We start from the raw sequence: 15,805 nt of genomic DNA, 5'->3' as shown, positions 1-15,805 counted from the left end.
CCACACGAAGGACCGCCTCGCCATGACCCCTCCCACGCCGGACCGGATCCAGCGCCCGCCCGCCGAGGTCCGGTACGCCGAGGAGCTCGCCGCGCTCCGGGCGGACGACCGCGACCCCCGGCCGCCCGGCTGGCAGCTCAGCCTGCGCGCCGCCCGCCGTTTCGTCATCGGCGACGAAGCGGCGGGAGTCAGCCGCAAGTTCGTCGGCGACACCGGCCTGGTCGACCGCGCGCTGGTCACTCTCGCCACCGACCGGGGTCTGATGCTGGTCGGCGAGCCGGGCACCGCCAAGTCCCTGCTCTCCGAGCTGATCGCGGCGGCGGTCAGCGGCTCCTCCACCCTGACCGTGCAGGGCGGGGCGGCCACCACCGAGGACCAGATCAAGTACTCCTGGAACTACGCGCTGCTGGTCTCCGAAGGGCCGTCCACCCGCTCACTGGTGCCCGCGCCGATGCTGCGCGGCATGGCCGAGGGCCGGATCGTCCGGTTCGAGGAGATCACCCGCTGCCCGCTCGAGGTGCAGGACTCCCTGCTCTCGCTGCTCTCCGAACGGGTGCTGGCGGTACCGGAGTTGGACGGCATCGACGGCATGGTCTTCGCCCGCCAGGGCTTCAACGTGATCGCCACCGCGAACACCAGGGACCGGGGGGTGAACGAGATGAGTGCGGCCCTCAAACGCCGCTTCAACTTCGAGACGGTCTTCCCGATCGCCGACCTGGACACCGAACTCGCCCTGGTGGAGGCCGAGTCGGCAGCTCTGCTGCGTCGCTCGGGTGTCGAGGCACCGCCGGACCGGGACGTCCTGGAGGTGCTGGTCACCACCTTCCGGGAGCTGCGCTCCGGCGCCACCCGGGAGGGCGCCTCGATGGACCGGCTGGCCGCCGTGATGAGCACGGCGGAAGCGGTCTCGGTCGCGCACGCAATGGGCGTCCGGGCCTGGTTCCTGCGCGGCGAGCCGGGCGACGCGTCCGACCTGGTCTCCTGCCTGGCGGGCACCGCCGCGAAGGACAGCCCCGAGGACCTCGCCCGGCTCCGCCGCTACCTCGAGCAGCGGGTGTCCCGCCGCAAGGGTCCGCACTGGCAGGCCCTGCACGCGGCCCGCCATCTGCTGGCCGGCTGATGACTGCGGAGTTCCTGGGGGTGCGTCACCACTCCCCCGCCTGCGCCCGGTTGGTCGCGCACGCGATCGAGACGCTGCGCCCGGCGTACGTCCTGGTGGAGGGCCCGGCGGACATGAACGACCGGCTGGACGAGCTGCTGCTCGGCCACCGGCTGCCGATCGCCGTGTTCAGCCACCACCGGGACGACCGGCGGGCCGCCACCTCCTGGACGCCGCTGTGCGAGTACTCCCCCGAGTGGGTCGCGCTGACGGCGGGTCGGGCGGCCGGCGCCGAGCTGCGGTTCATCGACCTGCCCGCCTGGCACCCGGCCTTCGAGGAGCGCACCAACCGGTACGCCGACGCCGAGGCCCGGTACACCGAGGCGACCGGGCGGCTGTGCGAGCGGTTCGCCGTCGACTCGGTGGACGCGCTCTGGGACGAGCTGTTCGAGGCCCCCACGCCGGATCTCGCCGGGCTGGCCGAGCGGCTGGACACGTACTTCGACGTGGTCCGGGGCGACACCGAGGCCGCGCCGGGCGACCGGGCCAGGGAGGATTACATGGCCGCCTGGGTCCGGGCCGCGCTGGCCGAGGCGGGCGAACGGCCCGTCCTGGTGGTGACCGGTGGCTTCCACCGCCCGGCGTTGCGCACCCTGGTGGCCTCGGGCGGCCCCGCCGACGGCAGCCCCACCGACGGCTGGCCGGCCGTCCCGGTCCCGCCCGAGGGCGCGGTCGGCGGCAGCTTCCTGGTGCCGTACTCGTTCCGGCAGTTGGACGCGTTCGTCGGCTACCAGTCCGGCATGCCCTCGCCCGGGTACTACCAGCGGGTCTGGGAAGACGGCCACCAGGCCGCCGCCGACGGGCTGTTCCGCTCGGTGGCCGAGCGCCTGCGGGCCCGTCGGCACCCGGTCTCCACGGCCGACCTGATCGCGGCCCGTGGGCTGACCGCCGGGCTGGCCACCCTGCGCGGGCATGCCGCGCCGTCCCGGCTCGACGTGCTGGACGGCCTGGCGGGCACCTTGGTGAACGACGACCTCGACCAGCCGCTGCCGTGGGCCCGCCGGGGCCCGCTCACCCCGGGCACCCACCCCGTGGTGGTCGAGCTGGTGCGGGCCTGCGGCGGCGACCGGGTCGGGGCCCTGCACCCCGACACCCCGCTGCCGCCGCTGGTGCACGACGTCGCCGCCCGGCTGGCCGGGCTCGGCCTGGCCGACGGCCGGCCGCTGACCCTGCGCCTCACCGACCCCGCCGACCTGGAGCGCTCACGCGTCCTGCACCGGCTCCGGGTGCTCGGCGTACCCGGCCTGGTACGGACCGAGGGGCCCACGCACGGCGCCGACCCGGTGCTCACCGAACGCTGGGAGCCCGCACCGGCTGCGGGCCGGGAGGCGGCACTGATCGAGGCAGGCGGGTACGGCGCGAGTCTGGCCGAGGCCGCCACCGCCGCCCTCGGGCTGCGGCTGGGCGCCGACGGCCCCGGGCCCGCCGGTCTGCTCTTCGACGCCGTCCTGTGCGGGGCCACCGGCCTCGCCGAGCAGGTGGTCGCCGCACTCGCCGCCGGGGTCCGCTCGGAGCGCGAACTCGGGCCGCTCGGCGAGGCGTTGGGGGCCGCCCTGGGCCTGTGGCGGCACGACCGGGTGTACGGCGTCGCCCGCAGCCCGCTGCTCGCCGAGGTGATCGACGGCGCCGTGGGCAGAGTGCTCTGGCTGGCGGAGGGCCTGCACGGCCCCGCCGGGCCGCAGCTCGACCGGCTGCGCGCCCTGGTCGGGGTGCGGGACGCGCTGCTGCACGCCGAGGAGTTGCTCACCGTCACCCGGGAGACGGCGGGCCGGGTCTGTGGCCGGATCAGCGAGGACGGGCGAGCACCGGACGACCTGCGCGGCGCCGCATTCGGCCTGCGCTGTGCGCTGGGCCAGGCCGCCGACCGGGCCGCCGCCGTCCGCGCGGCGGGTGCCCCGGAGCGGCTGGGCGACTGGCTGGGCGGGCTGTTCGTGCTGGCCCGGGGCGAGTTGACCGCACCGGGGGCCTCACCCGAGGCCGACGCAGAGGCGCTGCTCCCCGTCCTGGACGGCCTGGTCAGCGCCATGACGGACCGCGAGTTCCTGGTCGCGCTGCCCTCGCTGCGCCAGGCCTTCGCCTGGTTCCCGCCGCGCGAGCGCGAGCAGGTCGCCCGCAGCCTGATCGAACGGCGCGGGCTGCGCGGCTCCGCCCGTTCCCTGCTCCGCACCACCGCCGACCCGCTGCTGATCGCACGGGCCCAGCACCTGGAGGACTCCGTGCGGCACCGGATCGACCGGCACGGCCTGCGGGCCGCGCGATGACCGCCCCCGACGCCGGCCTGGAGCGCTGGCGGCTGATCCTCGGCGCACCGGCCGAGCGGCACACCGGCCCGCTGGGCGCCGAGGCCGGCGCCCGTGACGCGGCACTTGAGTGGCTCTACGGCCGGGACGAGGAGCAGCTGCGGCGCGGCGTGCGCCGGGGCACCGACACCCGCGAGGGCGGTGACGGACCGTCGGCGGTCACCGCCGTGGACTGGCTGGACGACGTCCACCGGCTGTTCCCGAAGGAGACCGTCGAGCGGCTGGAGCGGGACGCGGTCGAACGCTACGAGATCCACGAGATCGTCACCGACCCGACCGTGCTGGAGCGGGTCGAGCCGAACCCCACCCTGCTGCGCGCGGTGCTGCGCACCCGGCACCTGATGAACCCGGAGGTGCTCGGCCTGGCCCGGCGGATCGTCGAGGCCGTGGTGCGGCAGCTGCTGGAGCGGCTCACGCCCGAGGTCCGCCGGTCCTTCACCGGCAGCCGGTCCGCCCGCCCCAGCCGGGTGCCGCTCGCCCGGGACTTCGACTTCCGGGCCACCGTGCGGGCGAATCTGAAGCACTATCAGCCCGCCGAGCGGCGGCTGCTGATCGAGCAGCCGCGCTTCCACTCCAGGACCAGTCGGCACCTGGAGCAGTGGCAACTGGTGCTGCTGGTCGACCAGTCGGGATCCATGGTCGACTCGGTCATCCACTCGGCGGTCACCGCCGCCTGCCTGTGGAGCCTGCCGGGGCTGCGGACTCATCTGGTGGCCTTCGACACCAGCGTGGTGGACCTGACCGCCGACGTCACCGACCCGGTCGAGCTGCTGATGCGGGTCCAGCTGGGCGGCGGCACCGACATCGCCCGGGCGGTCGACTACGGCGCCGGTCTGATCGACCGGCCGCGCCGCGCCATCGTCGCGCTGATCAGCGACTTCTACGAGGGCGGCGACCAGCACCGCCTGGTCCGGAGCGTCCGCGACCTGGTCGAGCAGGGCACCACGGTGCTCGCGCTGGCCGCCCTGGACGAGCAGGCCGACCCGGTCTACGACCGGGAGCTGGCCCAGCAGCTGGCGGACGTCGGTGCCCAGGTGGGCGCCATGACGCCGGGTCAGCTGGCCGCCTTCGTCGCCGAACGGCTCGGCCGATGAGCCGCACCGACCTGCTCGCCCTGGACCTCGACACGCTCGCCGCGCTCACCAACCGGGGCCTGGTCAAACGCGCCGCCCGCGAGCTGGACGCGGGCCAGGGCCCGACGGTCTCGGTCGGTGCCGACGGGACGCTGCACGCCCGCTTCCCCGACGGTACCGAGACGGTGCTGCCACCGGGGACGGGCCCGGCCGACGGCGGCTGCGGCTGCGGCGCGGCCGGAGCCTGCCGCCACCTGGTCGGCCTGGTCCTGGCCCACCAGCGCGAGGCCATCACCTCGAGCCCAGCCGCCCCCGGGAGCCCGGACGCCACCCCGCCCGACTGGTCCCCCGGCGCCACCGACGACCAGGCCCTGGCCGTCGCGGTCGGCCAACGCTCGCTGGCCACCGCCCGGCGCAGCTTCGACCGGGGCTACCCCGTCCGGCTGTACCGGGCCACCCCCGCCGAGCCGGTCCCCCGGGCCGAACTCCCCACCTGCACCGTCCGGTTCCCCGTCCCGGGCGAGCTCGGCTACGCCCTCACCGAGGCTTCGGCGGACCGCCGGGGCGAGGCGGTGGCGCTGGCCGTCTGGGCGTTCCGCGCGGCGGACGAGCGCGGACTGACCGGCTCGTACGTGGAGTTGGACGTCGGTGGCCGCCCTTCGCCCACCGGTGCGGCGGGGCTCGGCCCGGCGCTGGACCTCGCGGACGAACTGCTGCTGGAGGGGGTGGTCAACACCGGACCGGTGTTCGTCGGTGCGCTGCGGCGCTGCGCCGAGGACCTCGTGGCGGAGGGCCTGCACTGGCCGGCCGGTGCCGTTGCCGAGCTGGCCGGACAGGTGGACGACCATGCCGGGCGGAGCGCCCGTTACCGGCCCGAACGCCACGCCCTGCTGCTCGCCGAACTGCACGCCAGGCACCGCGCCGCCCAGAGCGACACCACCGCCGCCGCCAGGGTGCTCGGCTCCCACGAGTCGGGCGAGACGCCGCTGCGCCGGGTCCGGCTGGTCGCCCTCGGCTGCCGGATCGGCGGGACGGAGCGGGAGCGGGTCGCCGAGGTGTTCTTCGCACCCGCCGACGCCGGGACGGTCCTGGTCCTGGGCCGACGCTGGGAACTGACCGATGGTCAGCAGGGTGACGGGCCCGAACTGACGCGCCGTCGGCTGCTCGGCAGCACGCTCGGCGCGCTCGCAAGCGCCAACCTGGTCAGCGAGAACGCCACCCGTACGGCGAGCCGGGCGGTCACCGTCGCCCGGGGCCGGGTCGGGGCGAACAGCGTGACCCCGGTCGGCACCTCCTGGACGGGGCTCGCCGAGCCGGTGCTGATCCGGGACTTCGCGGCCCACGCGGCCCGGCTCGACCGGCTGCCGCCCCGGCTGATCCGGCCCCGGGTCGAGGCCGAGGACGTGCACCTGGTCGAGGTCGCCGGGGTCGAGGACATCGGCTACGACCCGGCCGAGCAGACCCTGCACGCCACCGTCCTGGACCCGAACGGCGCCCGGGCCACCGTGCTGGCTGCGCACAACCCCTTCGCGCCCGGCGCACTGGACGCGCTGGCCCGGGCGTTGCGGGGCGAGGTCCACCGGATCGCCGCGGTGGTGCGTCGCTCCGGCGGCGGGCTGCTGCTCGACCCGATCGCGGTGCTGACCGCCGACGGGGTGACCGTGCCCGACCTCTCCCCCGGCTCCGGCAGCACCGCACTCGGGGTGGTCCCGGAGCGGCCGGCCGACCCGATCCTGGACGCGCTGACGGCGGGTCTTGCCACCCTCGCCGCACTCGCCCACCAGGGGCTCCGGCACCTCGACCGGTCACTGCTCGACGGCCTGGCCGACACCGCCACCCGGCTGGACCGGGTCGGGCTGCGGGACGGCGCAGGACTGCTGCGCGCCGTCCTGACCACATGTCAGGAACCGGGCCCGGCGGCGACCCCGGCCGCCTGGACGGAGGCTCAGCTGTATCTGGCGATCGCCGCCGAACTGCACGCCGAAGGCACGTCCGACTGACCGCCTCCCGATGGTGGTCCCCCGCTCGCCCGGCGTTCACTCGCCGGGGTAGGGGTGGGTCCGGTGGGATCCGGGTCTACGGAGGAGTGGCTGATGGACGGCATCCGACGGCGGGACGTGCTGCGGGCGGGCGCGGTGGCGGGCGCGCTGGCGGGGGTGGCCCTGGGCGCCGGGGTCGCGCAGGCGGCGGGCGGTGAGCGGACGGTGGTGCTGACCGGGCGGCTGGAGACCGGGGCGGCGGACTTCGTGTATCTGCCGGTCGAGGTCCCGCCGGGCGTACGGGAGTTGGCGGTCAGGTACGAGTACGACCGGCCGCCGGTACCGGCCGGCACGCCGGGGAACTCCTGCGACATCGGCATCTTCGACGAGCGCGGCACCGAGCTCGGCGGCCCCGGCTTCCGGGGCTGGTCGGGCGGGTTCAGGACCGAGTTCGCGATCAGCCGGGAGCGGGCCACCCCGGGGTATCTGCCGGGCCCGGTCCGGCCGGGGCGCTGGCACGTCGTCCTGGGCCCGTACCAGGTGGCGCCACAGGGGCTGGCGTACCGGGTGGAGGTGACGTTCCGGCTCGGCGAGCCGGGGCCGGCCTTCGTACCGGCCTACCCGGCGGAGCGGGCGCGCGGGCGCGGCCGGGCCTGGTACCGGGGGGACTGCCACCTGCACACCGTGCACTCGGACGGCCGCCGGCTGCCGGAGGAGGTCGCGGCGGGCGCCCGGGCGGCGGGCCTGGACTTCATCGTCTCCACCGAGCACAACACCTCCTCCGCACACGCCCACTGGGGCCAGCTGGCCGGCCAGGACCTGCTGGTGATCCCGGGCGAGGAGGTCACCACCCGCAACGGTCACTGGCTGGCGCTCGGGGTCCGGCCCGGCCAGTGGGTGGACTGGCGGTACCGGGCCAGGGACGAGGTGCACCAGCGGTTCACCCGTCAGGTCCGCGCCCACGGCGGCCTGGTGGTGCCCGCGCACCCGTACTGCCCTTACGTCGCCTGCCAGTGGAAGTTCGGCTACGAGGAGGCCGACGCGGTGGAGGTGTGGAACGGCCCCTGGACGTACGACGACGAGTCCGCCCTCGACACCTGGGACGCCCGGCTGGCCGAGGCGGTCCGGCACGGCCGGCGCTGGCTGCCCGCGATCGGCAACAGCGACGCGCACAGCAGCCCGCAGCCGATCGGCGCCCCGCAGACGGTGGTGCTGGCCGAGGACCTGACCCGGGATCACATCCTGGACGGCCTGCGGGCCGGCCGCAGCTGGATCGCCGGCTCCCCCGCCGTCCGGCTGGAGCTCACCGCCACCGGCCACGGACGGCAGGCCGGGATCGGCGAGCGGCTCACCGTCCCCGCCGACGCCCCCGTGGACATCCGGCTGACCGTCGCCGGCGTGCCGAACGGAACCGTCCGCCTGCTCACCGATGAGGGCCAGCTCCGCCAGGAGCCCCTGCCCGCCTCCGGCGAGGCCACCGTCAGCTGGCGGACCACCGCCTCGCTGGCCGCCTACGTCCGGGCCGAGGTCCGCCACCCGAAGGCCGACGGCACGCCCGGCAAGGGCAACAGCATGGGGCCCGACCTCCCCTGGGGACCGATGGCCGCGCTCACCAACCCGGTTTTCCTCGAGCGGAGTTGACGCCCGGCCAAAGCATCAGAGCAGCCCGTCCCAGAGCTGCTCGACAATGACGGCCCACCAGTTCTCCGGGTCCTCGAAGACCGTGCCGTCCAAAGCGGCGAGGTCACGCTGCAGAGCCTCGACCACCGTGGCCGCGTCCTGCGGGGACAGTCCGCCCAGGGTCGGGCGCCGCTCGGCGAACAGCGCCAGGCAGCGCAGGTACGCGGAGAGGTCGGCGTTCAGGTAGCGGCCGCTGCCGTTGTCCGGGTCGACCGCCCAGAGCCGGCCCACCCCGAGGCCGGTGCCCGTGCCGCCGTCGCCGCACTGCACGGCGACCAGCGCGTGGCCGTCGGTGCCCAGCAGCACGTACTCGCCGAGCACCGCCCGGGTCCGCTCGGGAACCCTGGGGCCCCGGCCGGTGGCGGCGAGGTGGGCGGCGACGTCCGGCAGGCCGGGGAGCAGCTCGAAGAAGCCGTCCACCCGGGTCGGCAGTCCGGCCCACACCAGGGTGCCCCGGGCCGCCTCGGGCAGCGGGCTGGCGGCGGTGTCGTCGGCGTCGAAGCGGTGCACGCCCTCGGCGCCGAACTGGTCCGCCAGCCGACGGCCGAGCGCGGCGTCCCGCTCGGGCTCGGCGGCGGGGACTGCGCGCGGGAACGGTACCCGGTTGGGGCGCGGCGGCACCGGGCGACCGGCTGAACGGAACGTGTTCTCGGTGGCGTCGGTCAGCGCCCGCACGGCGGCGGCCCGACGGTCGTAGCGAGGGCTGTAGTCGTGCCCGTAGGAGAAGGACGCCACCGGGAGCTCGGCCAGCAGCACGGCCGCGCAGTAGCCGCCGGGCAGTTCGCACGGCCGCAGGTCGGTGTAGACCGCCAGCACGTCCTCGGGACTCACGCCCTGCTGCTGGAGGCTGCGCCAGGCCCGCACCTCGGGGTGTCCGTGGCCGGGCGCGGAGATCTGGAACAGGCTCTGCTCCTCGCCCTGCGCATCCCGGTAGGTCAGCACGGCCGTCGCGCCGGGACCGACCACCGGCGGGCGGGCCGGATCGTACGAACCGGCGCCGAGCTTGTCACGGTAGAGCTGCACGACCTCCTCCACCGGCACCGACGGCCAGTGGGTCAGCTCGCCGGTCTCCCGGTCGACCACCGCGCACGCGCTGCCGATCTCGGTGGGGGCGCGCCGCTCCCCGACCGCCGCCTGCTCCGCCACGGCGGGCTGCTCGGGCCACAGCACCCAGCCCAGGTCGAACTCGTGCACGCCGATCCGGTGCCACTGCTCCTCGGGCCGGGCACCGTTGATCCACTGGTGGGCCGCCTCGATCGCCTGCTCACGGGTCGTCACGCGGTCGTTCTCCTTCTGCGCCGTTCGGAATGGTCAAAGGTAGTGGACGGGCTGATCAGGCCGGGGCAGTCACCGGGGCCGGGACCGCCAACCGCAGCACGCTCACCCCGGTCGCGTCCGCCAGCAGCAGCAGGCCGTCGGGTGTCAGGTCGGCCCCGCCGAGCGGCCCGGCCGACAGGAACACCGCCACCGGATCACCGGTCACGCCGCCCTCCCCCACCGCCCACACCCGCAGGTAGTCCCCGCCGGTGCTGAGCGCCAGGCCGGCCGCCGCCCGCTGCTCCTCGGACGGCCGGGCCAGGGCCTCCGGATCGAAATCCAGCTGCTCCCCGGTGAGCGCGTCGTACGCCGTCAGACCCGGTATCCCCTCGGTCTCGGCCTCCGCGCCCGTGCCCGGCTCCGGCCGGTAGGCGACCAGCGCCGACCGTCCGTCCGGGCCCACCGACGCCGTCACCGCCCGCACCCCGGGCAGCGGCCGCGCCCACAGCGTGCGCCAGGGCAGCCCGACGCCCAACCCTGGGACCTCCACTCCGTCCTGACGGGCTCCGTGCTCCAACAGTCCCGCCCGCAGCTCCGGCCGCAGGCCCTGTCGGGTGAACAGCGGCGCCAACCGCAGCCAGGTCCGCGCCAGCGACGGCAACTCGCCACCCGCCGAAGCGAATTGATCGACCGCCGCGCGCAGCCGCAGCTGCTCGGCGTGCAGCAGGAAGCCGGCGTCGTCCAGCAGACCGGCCAACAGCCCTCCCTCCAGCGCATGCCCCGCCAGCTGCTCCCGCACGTACAGCGCGGCGTCCCGCCAACGCTCTGGGCCCTCGCCCTCCAGGGTGGCAAGCAACGCGGTGGCGATCCGCCGCTGCACCTCGCGGACGGCGCCGCCGAAGCGGTCGCGCAGCTCGTCGGCGACCGCCGGGTGGACGATCCGCACCTCGGGGTGCTGGTCGTCCCCGGTCAGCTCGAAGAACGGCAGCAACAACTGCTGCCCGGCGGCCAGTACAGGACCGAGGTCCTTGCCCGCCACCGAGGAGGCCAGCGGTGCCCACAGCTCCAGCGGCAGCGCGGCCTCGGGCCCGGCCAGCGCGAGCGGCGCCAGCAAGCGACGCAGCGTCAGCTCGTCCATCCCGCACCGCTCCGCGTGCAGATCGATGGCGTCGCCCACCCCGCCGGGCAGACCGAGCGGGACCCCTGGCACGGCCCGGGCCGACCAGGTGGCCAGCCGCACCACCAGTGCGCTCTCCGCCGTCTGCGCCACCTGGCGGGCGGTGCCCTGCTGTTCGATGGTGTGCTCAGCCTGGAGCAGCAGAGCCGCTGGGTCCCGCCAGGGGTCCTGGTCGAGATCGATGACCAACAGCTGATCGCCCGGCACCTCCTTCGCCAGCCGCTCGGCCTCCGCGCGCGGTACCTCGGCCAGCAGCCGCACCCCCGGCGCGAGCGCCAGCGGCAGCAGCACCTCGGTCGTCACCTGCGTGACCTCCCCCGGGCCCGGCAGGACGCCCGCTCGGTCGCAGTCGGCGATCACCACCGGCACCGCCATCGGTTCGGCCTCGGCCAGCCGCCGGTACACCTCCTCGACCCGGTCCGCCCCCGGCACCAGCTCGTCCGCGACCAGCCAGAGCAGCTGAGCCGCCGTCAGCCCGGCCGCGCCGAAGACCTGCGGAGCCGCCAACCCCTCCGGCGGCACCGTCACCGGGTCGAGCGCGGCCAGCTCGATCCGCTCGCGGTACCCCGGCTCACAGAGCATCAGGAACCCGGTCAGCAACCGTGACCGCCCACTGCCCGCGCCACCCGTGACCAGCACCGCACGCGGCCCGGTCCCCGCCCGCCAGGCGGCCAGCGCACGCAGCGCCACCGCCCGGCCGCCGATGAACGGGTGCGGCTGGTGAGCGGTCATGGTCGGGTCGGTCGGAACGGTCACTTCTGCTCTCCGGACTGGACGAATCGGTGCGGACACATGCGGACTACTTCTCCTCGCCCCAGAGGCCGGGGTCAAGGTCGTGCTGCTCGTGCAGCAGGACGTGCCAGGAGCCCTCGACGGCCTCGGCGTCCACGGTGCGCAGCCAGCGGTCGACCTGCTCGGCCGCGTACCGGCGGTTGACCTGCCGGATCACCCGCCCGGGGTCGCAGAACAGTCGGAGCATGACGAAGAACGCAGTCAGCGAGGTGGCGGCGTGCTCGGTGTCCCCGTCGTAGTCCTCGAGCAACACCTCGCCGCGCGCGCCGTCGAGCAACAGGTCACCACCGAGCCACTGGCCGAGACGGTAGAGATGGCGGGTGCCGCCGTCCTCGTCGGACTCCTGGTCCCACTCCGCCAGGCCCTCCTCCGGCAGCTGCGAGGTCCACAGGGTGCCCCGCCCGGCCGCCAGTGGCACGCCGATCCGGCTCAGAAACTCCCGTGCGCCGGGGTCGACCAGCCCTTCGGGCAGTTCGTCGGCGGAGGGCTGCCAACTGCCGGTGAACGGTCCGGCCAGCCACTCCGCAGTGGGCGCGGACGCCTCCGGGGGCAGCGCGCGTGGCGCTTCGAAGGCGAGCGGCTCGACCAGCGGCTCGCTCGCCCAGGCTGGACCGTCCGGGTCGACCGGGGCGAGCAGCTCGATCCGGAACAGGCCGTTGGTGCCGGCCAGCAGCAGGTCGTCGCCACTGCGCACACCGCCGGTCACCTCGAACGGGAAGCGCGGCGCACAGGCCACCCCGCCCGCCCGCAGCCGGCCCTGACTCCAGCTCAGCCGCTCCCAGCCGTCCTCGGCCTGGACGGCGGGTGCGGTGGCCTGGTGAGCGGTGCGACGGTGCGGTCCGGAGAGCAACTCGCCCGTCGCGCGGTCCCAGACGTACGAGGTCCGGGCCGGCACGATGCCCGCGTCCACGTCCTCGTCCGGAATATCGAGATCTTGGCTCACCACCACCTGCCGCCCGTCGAGCAGGCCGGGCTCGGCCGTCTCGACCGGCCCCGGGACGGCCCGCACCAAGCCCGAACGGCCGGTTGGGAACCAACGGCTCCAGACGGTGCGCCAGGGGAGGTCGGCCGCGGCCGCCAGTTCGGCCGCCAGCTGCACGGCCGACTCGCCGGCCGGAGAGTCGGTGCCCTGCGACAGCAGCCGGTGGTGCAACGCCGCCAGCCACTCGCCGCGCTGCGCCGGGTCCGGTCGCACTCCGAGCACGTCCAGGTAGAACACGTCCGCGGCAAGCGAGTTGTGCGGAACCCCGCCCGGCCAGGCCAGCGGCAGGGCGTCCAGCAACTCCGCCCGGTCGACGCTCACCAGGAACCCGGCCTGCCCGATCAACTCCGGCAGGTCCTGCGGATCGAAGCTGCGCTCGGCGCGCGGATCGTCGGCGACCGGCGGCAACCCGGGCCCCGACGGCAGGGCCACCGCCGTGGCTTCGGCCCAGTCGACCCGTGCGGCCGGGTCGGCTTCGACGGCCACCCACCCGGCCGGGCCGGACCGTCCGACCAGGACCAGNNNNGCCGGACCGTCCGACCAGGTGGCGCACCACGCCGTCGAGCAGGGCCTGCGGTGCCGCCGAGCCGCGGTAGCTGCCGGCCAGTTGACCGTTCAGCAGCACCACTCCAGTGACCGGGGCCGCCTTCGCCACCAGTTCACGGAACGTCCCGCGCGCCGTCTCCGGACCGTCCACGCCGAGCGCGCGCAGCACCGACGCGGCGACCGCCTCCACCTCCTGCGCCGCACAGTCGACAAGGACCACCCCAGGCGACGAGCCGAGCGTGTCCCGCAGCACCGTGGTCCGGCCGGAGCCGCGCGCGCCGCCGAGCAGCAGCACCCGACGGCCCGTGCCGGCTGCCGCCCAGTCCCGTACGGTCCTGGCCGCCGCCTCGCGGTCTGTGGCCTGCGTCCAATCGCCTGTCGTCACAGCCGTCTTCCTTGCTGGTCGTCGTCTCGGGGGTGCGTGCTACAGCTGACCGGCCTGCGCCATGCGGGCCCAGATCGTCCCCAGACGGTTCAGGTCCGCCTGAGCGTCCCGAGTCATGTTGGACTGGCTGTCGGCGTGCGTCCCGTCACCGGTCTGCACCCCCTTCCGGTACCCCACACCGTAGTCGATGGCCACTCCGGGCATCCGCTCCGCGATGTACCCCGAGCAGCCCGCATGGCCTGGCTTGTTGCCGCACGGTTCGCGCTCGGTGTAAAGGCTGACGACCTTGTAGTCGCCTGCCTGCTGGTTCTCGTTGAGCCGGTCGATCCAGCGGCCCAGGTGCGGCTCGGAGTGCTCGGGCCGTCGGCCGACCGAGTTGCGTGGGATCGAACTGTCCACCACGTAGCGGCTGTTGCCGTCGGAGTCGACCACCTCGATCACCGCGAAGTTCTTGCCGGAGAAGTCCGGCCGGTGATCCCCGCGCCCCGGCCCCGAGGCGAGGTCGTAAACCCCCTCCCGGCCACCGAACCGGGGGTCCGCCACCAGATGCTCGCGGACCAGGTGGGCAGGTGCCGGCGCGGCGCCGCCGGACGGCGGACCGGCCGTCCGGAAGTCCTGGCTCGCGTGATAGACCACGCCGCGCGAGGTGTCGTCGGTCGACGCCGCGGCGTCGTTCACGTGCTTCTTCTGCTCCTTCGGCGACATCGTCTCGGACCGGTCGATGTTGGGATCGTTCTCGTAGGGCCTGGCGGCGTGCTCCGGGCTGGCACCCACGGCGTGGGCCTCGTGGAAGCCCAGGCTGAGCCGGCCCATGGCCGCCACGACAGCACCCTGCTCACCGCGTGAGAGGTCATTGAAGCCGGGCAGCTTGGCTCCCAACTCCTTTTTGTCGAACCCGAGTTGGGGTGGAGTCCCATGGGCCCGCTGGGCCGCCTCGTCCAGCACCTTGGCGAGCTGGCCATTGTCGATGTGGCCTTCGAGGAACTGGTGCGCGGACTCGGTGTTGGTCTGCGCGACCTCGTTCGTCCCGCGTGTGTGCTGCTGGGTGGCGTCCGGCTCCATCCCGTAGTGCTTCTGGTCCTTGTCCTGCCGCTGGTCGTACTCGGCCGAGCCCTTCGACTCACGCTCGGGGTTGCCCGCCGGGTCCTCGGGACGACGCTCGGTGCCGTCGCCCGGGCGGTCCGGGGAACCGTCCCGGGTGTCGCCGTCCGCCGGCAGCGGGCGGCGGTCCGGGTCGAGGGCGACGGCGAAGACGCCGTTGTCGCCGTTGTGCAGGGGCTTGTCGCTGCGCTGACCGGTCTGGTTGTCGAGGTAGGTGATCTTGCCGTCGTGGTTGACCACGTTCCACGCGTGCGCCCGGCCGTTGGCGTCCTGCGTGACGATCACCGCCTGCGAACCGTGACCGGACTCGCGGAGCTGGTCCTCGATCCGCCGGAACGCCTGGTCACCGTCGCCCATGTCCCGGAACGGCGCACCGAGCTGACGCTCCGCCCGGTCGCGGCCGCCCTGCTCCCCGTCCGGGCCGGTGTCGTTGCGCGGCGCGGCGGCGGTCGGGTTGCCGCTGTAGGTGTCCGCGGTGGAGAGCGCCACGTCCAGGCAGTTGTTGTCCCGGCCGGGGGCGCGGTGCCCATCACCGTTGACCGCCCCGGGCCAGTCGCCGTTCGGGTCGGGGTGCCGCTGCGGGGTGCCGTCCGGGTTCCTCGGGACCCGGCTCTCCAGGTCCTGCTGGTGCTGCGGATCGGTCCGGTCGAGGCCACCGGGCGTGTCGTACGGGCGGCTCTCGGACAGTGGCCGACCCGAGTCGGGCGTGCTCTCGGTGGGGTGGTCGGCCGAGTGGTCGGCGTCCTGGCCGGTGGGGTCCAGGCGGGAGCCGATGTCGGGCTTCGTGTTGTCCGGCGGTGCCGTGTCGGGGCGGGTGGCGTTCGAGTCGGTGGGGTCCAGACGTGACGGGATGTCAGGACGGGTGCCGCCGGGGCGGGTCGCATCGGGACGCACGCTGTCCGGGCCCGGGCAGGCCGCCAGGCGCGGGCTCTCGGTGGGGTCGGGCTCGGTCGGTCTCCGCCGTTGCTTCGAGACCGGGACGAAGCTGCGCGGGTCCAGYCGTGAACCGAYGTCGGGMCGGGTGGTGGCCGGACGGGCCGCATCAGGGCGGGTGTTCGAGCTGGTGGGGTCGAGACGTGACGGGATGTCAGGGCGAGCGCTGTCCGGCCGGGCTGCCTCGGGGCGCGGGGTGGGGTTGAGGCGCGACGGGATGTCGGGGCGGTTGGTGGCGGGGCCGCGGTCGGCGGCGGGGCGTGGGGTGAGAGTGGGGCCGTCGTGGTCGGGGCGGCGTTGCGGCTGGACGGCCGGTGCTGCTGTCGGGGTGGGCGGCGCGGTGGGCCTGCCTGCCCCTGGCGTGGTCGGGTTGGCGGCCGCCGGGTTGCCCGCGTGCGGCACACCGCCGGGCACGCCACCCGGGGTGGCGGCCGGGGCCGG

At 75.1% G+C, this 15,805-nt stretch carries 9 protein-coding genes; 5 read left to right on the top strand and 4 right to left on the bottom strand.

The features are described from left to right. Positions 1–22 precede the first annotated feature (22 nt). From ASC99_RS25590 to ASC99_RS25570, 5 genes are all read left to right on the top strand, one after another. Complete coding sequence (locus tag ASC99_RS25590; RefSeq protein ID WP_057236268.1) at positions 23–1,120, top strand: AAA family ATPase; 1,098 nt, start codon at positions 23–25, stop codon at positions 1,118–1,120. Continuing rightward, positions 1,120–3,420, top strand: coding sequence for a DUF5682 family protein (locus ASC99_RS25585; RefSeq protein WP_057236265.1), 2,301 nt, complete (start codon positions 1,120–1,122; stop codon positions 3,418–3,420). The genes ASC99_RS25590 and ASC99_RS25585 overlap by 1 nt, the downstream gene beginning before the upstream one ends. Then, on the top strand, positions 3,417–4,553 hold the full coding sequence (locus ASC99_RS25580; protein WP_057236263.1) for a VWA domain-containing protein: 1,137 nt from the start codon (positions 3,417–3,419) through the stop codon (positions 4,551–4,553). Before ASC99_RS25585 ends, ASC99_RS25580 begins: the two co-directional genes overlap by 4 nt. Then, entirely contained in the window at positions 4,550–6,532 is a 1,983-nt protein-coding gene (locus ASC99_RS25575; RefSeq protein WP_057236260.1) for a hypothetical protein, read from the top strand. The genes ASC99_RS25580 and ASC99_RS25575 overlap by 4 nt, the downstream gene beginning before the upstream one ends. 93 nt (positions 6,533–6,625) lie before the next feature. Next, positions 6,626–8,152 carry a CehA/McbA family metallohydrolase gene (locus ASC99_RS25570; RefSeq protein ID WP_057236257.1) on the top strand — a complete coding sequence of 509 codons (1,527 nt, stop codon included), beginning with the start codon at positions 6,626–6,628 and terminating at the stop codon, positions 8,150–8,152. Positions 8,153–8,167: 15 nt separating this feature from the next. Here ASC99_RS25570 and ASC99_RS25565 read toward each other — a convergent pair whose 3' ends face one another. From ASC99_RS25565 to ASC99_RS42260, 4 genes are all read right to left on the bottom strand, one after another. Further along, a complete protein-coding gene (locus ASC99_RS25565; protein WP_057236254.1) occupies positions 8,168–9,469 on the bottom strand; it encodes an SUKH-4 family immunity protein in 1,302 nt (433 codons plus the stop codon). Positions 9,470–9,524: 55 nt separating this feature from the next. Continuing rightward, complete coding sequence (locus ASC99_RS25560) at positions 9,525–11,381, bottom strand: hypothetical protein (RefSeq protein WP_082598621.1); 1,857 nt, start codon at positions 11,379–11,381, stop codon at positions 9,525–9,527. A 1,544-nt stretch (positions 11,382–12,925) separates the two neighbouring features. Then, on the bottom strand, positions 12,926–13,330 hold a 405-nt coding region (locus ASC99_RS41155; protein WP_235583138.1), incomplete at its 3' end, for a hypothetical protein. Between the two features lie 39 nt (positions 13,331–13,369). Then, positions 13,370–15,325, bottom strand: coding sequence for a toxin glutamine deamidase domain-containing protein (locus ASC99_RS42260; protein WP_369825173.1), 1,956 nt, complete (start codon positions 15,323–15,325; stop codon positions 13,370–13,372). Positions 15,326–15,805 lie beyond the last annotated feature (480 nt).

Source organism: Kitasatospora sp. Root107, assembly GCF_001424875.1.
Lineage (GTDB): Bacteria > Actinomycetota > Actinomycetes > Streptomycetales > Streptomycetaceae > Kitasatospora.
Note: the sequence above shows the minus strand (reverse complement) of the source record. Positions and strands in the feature narration are given on the sequence as shown.

What these genes read in the sequence shown, in the direction of transcription:
- ASC99_RS25570 (WP_057236257.1), top strand. Translation starts at nt 6,626, where the DNA reads ATGGACGGCATCCGACGGCGGGACGTGCTGCGGGCGGGCGCGGTGGCG.
- ASC99_RS25585 (WP_057236265.1), top strand. Translation starts at nt 1,120, where the DNA reads ATGACTGCGGAGTTCCTGGGGGTGCGTCACCACTCCCCCGCCTGCGCC.
- ASC99_RS25580 (WP_057236263.1), top strand. Translation starts at nt 3,417, where the DNA reads ATGACCGCCCCCGACGCCGGCCTGGAGCGCTGGCGGCTGATCCTCGGC.
- ASC99_RS25575 (WP_057236260.1), top strand. Translation starts at nt 4,550, where the DNA reads ATGAGCCGCACCGACCTGCTCGCCCTGGACCTCGACACGCTCGCCGCG.
- ASC99_RS25590 (WP_057236268.1), top strand. Translation starts at nt 23, where the DNA reads ATGACCCCTCCCACGCCGGACCGGATCCAGCGCCCGCCCGCCGAGGTC.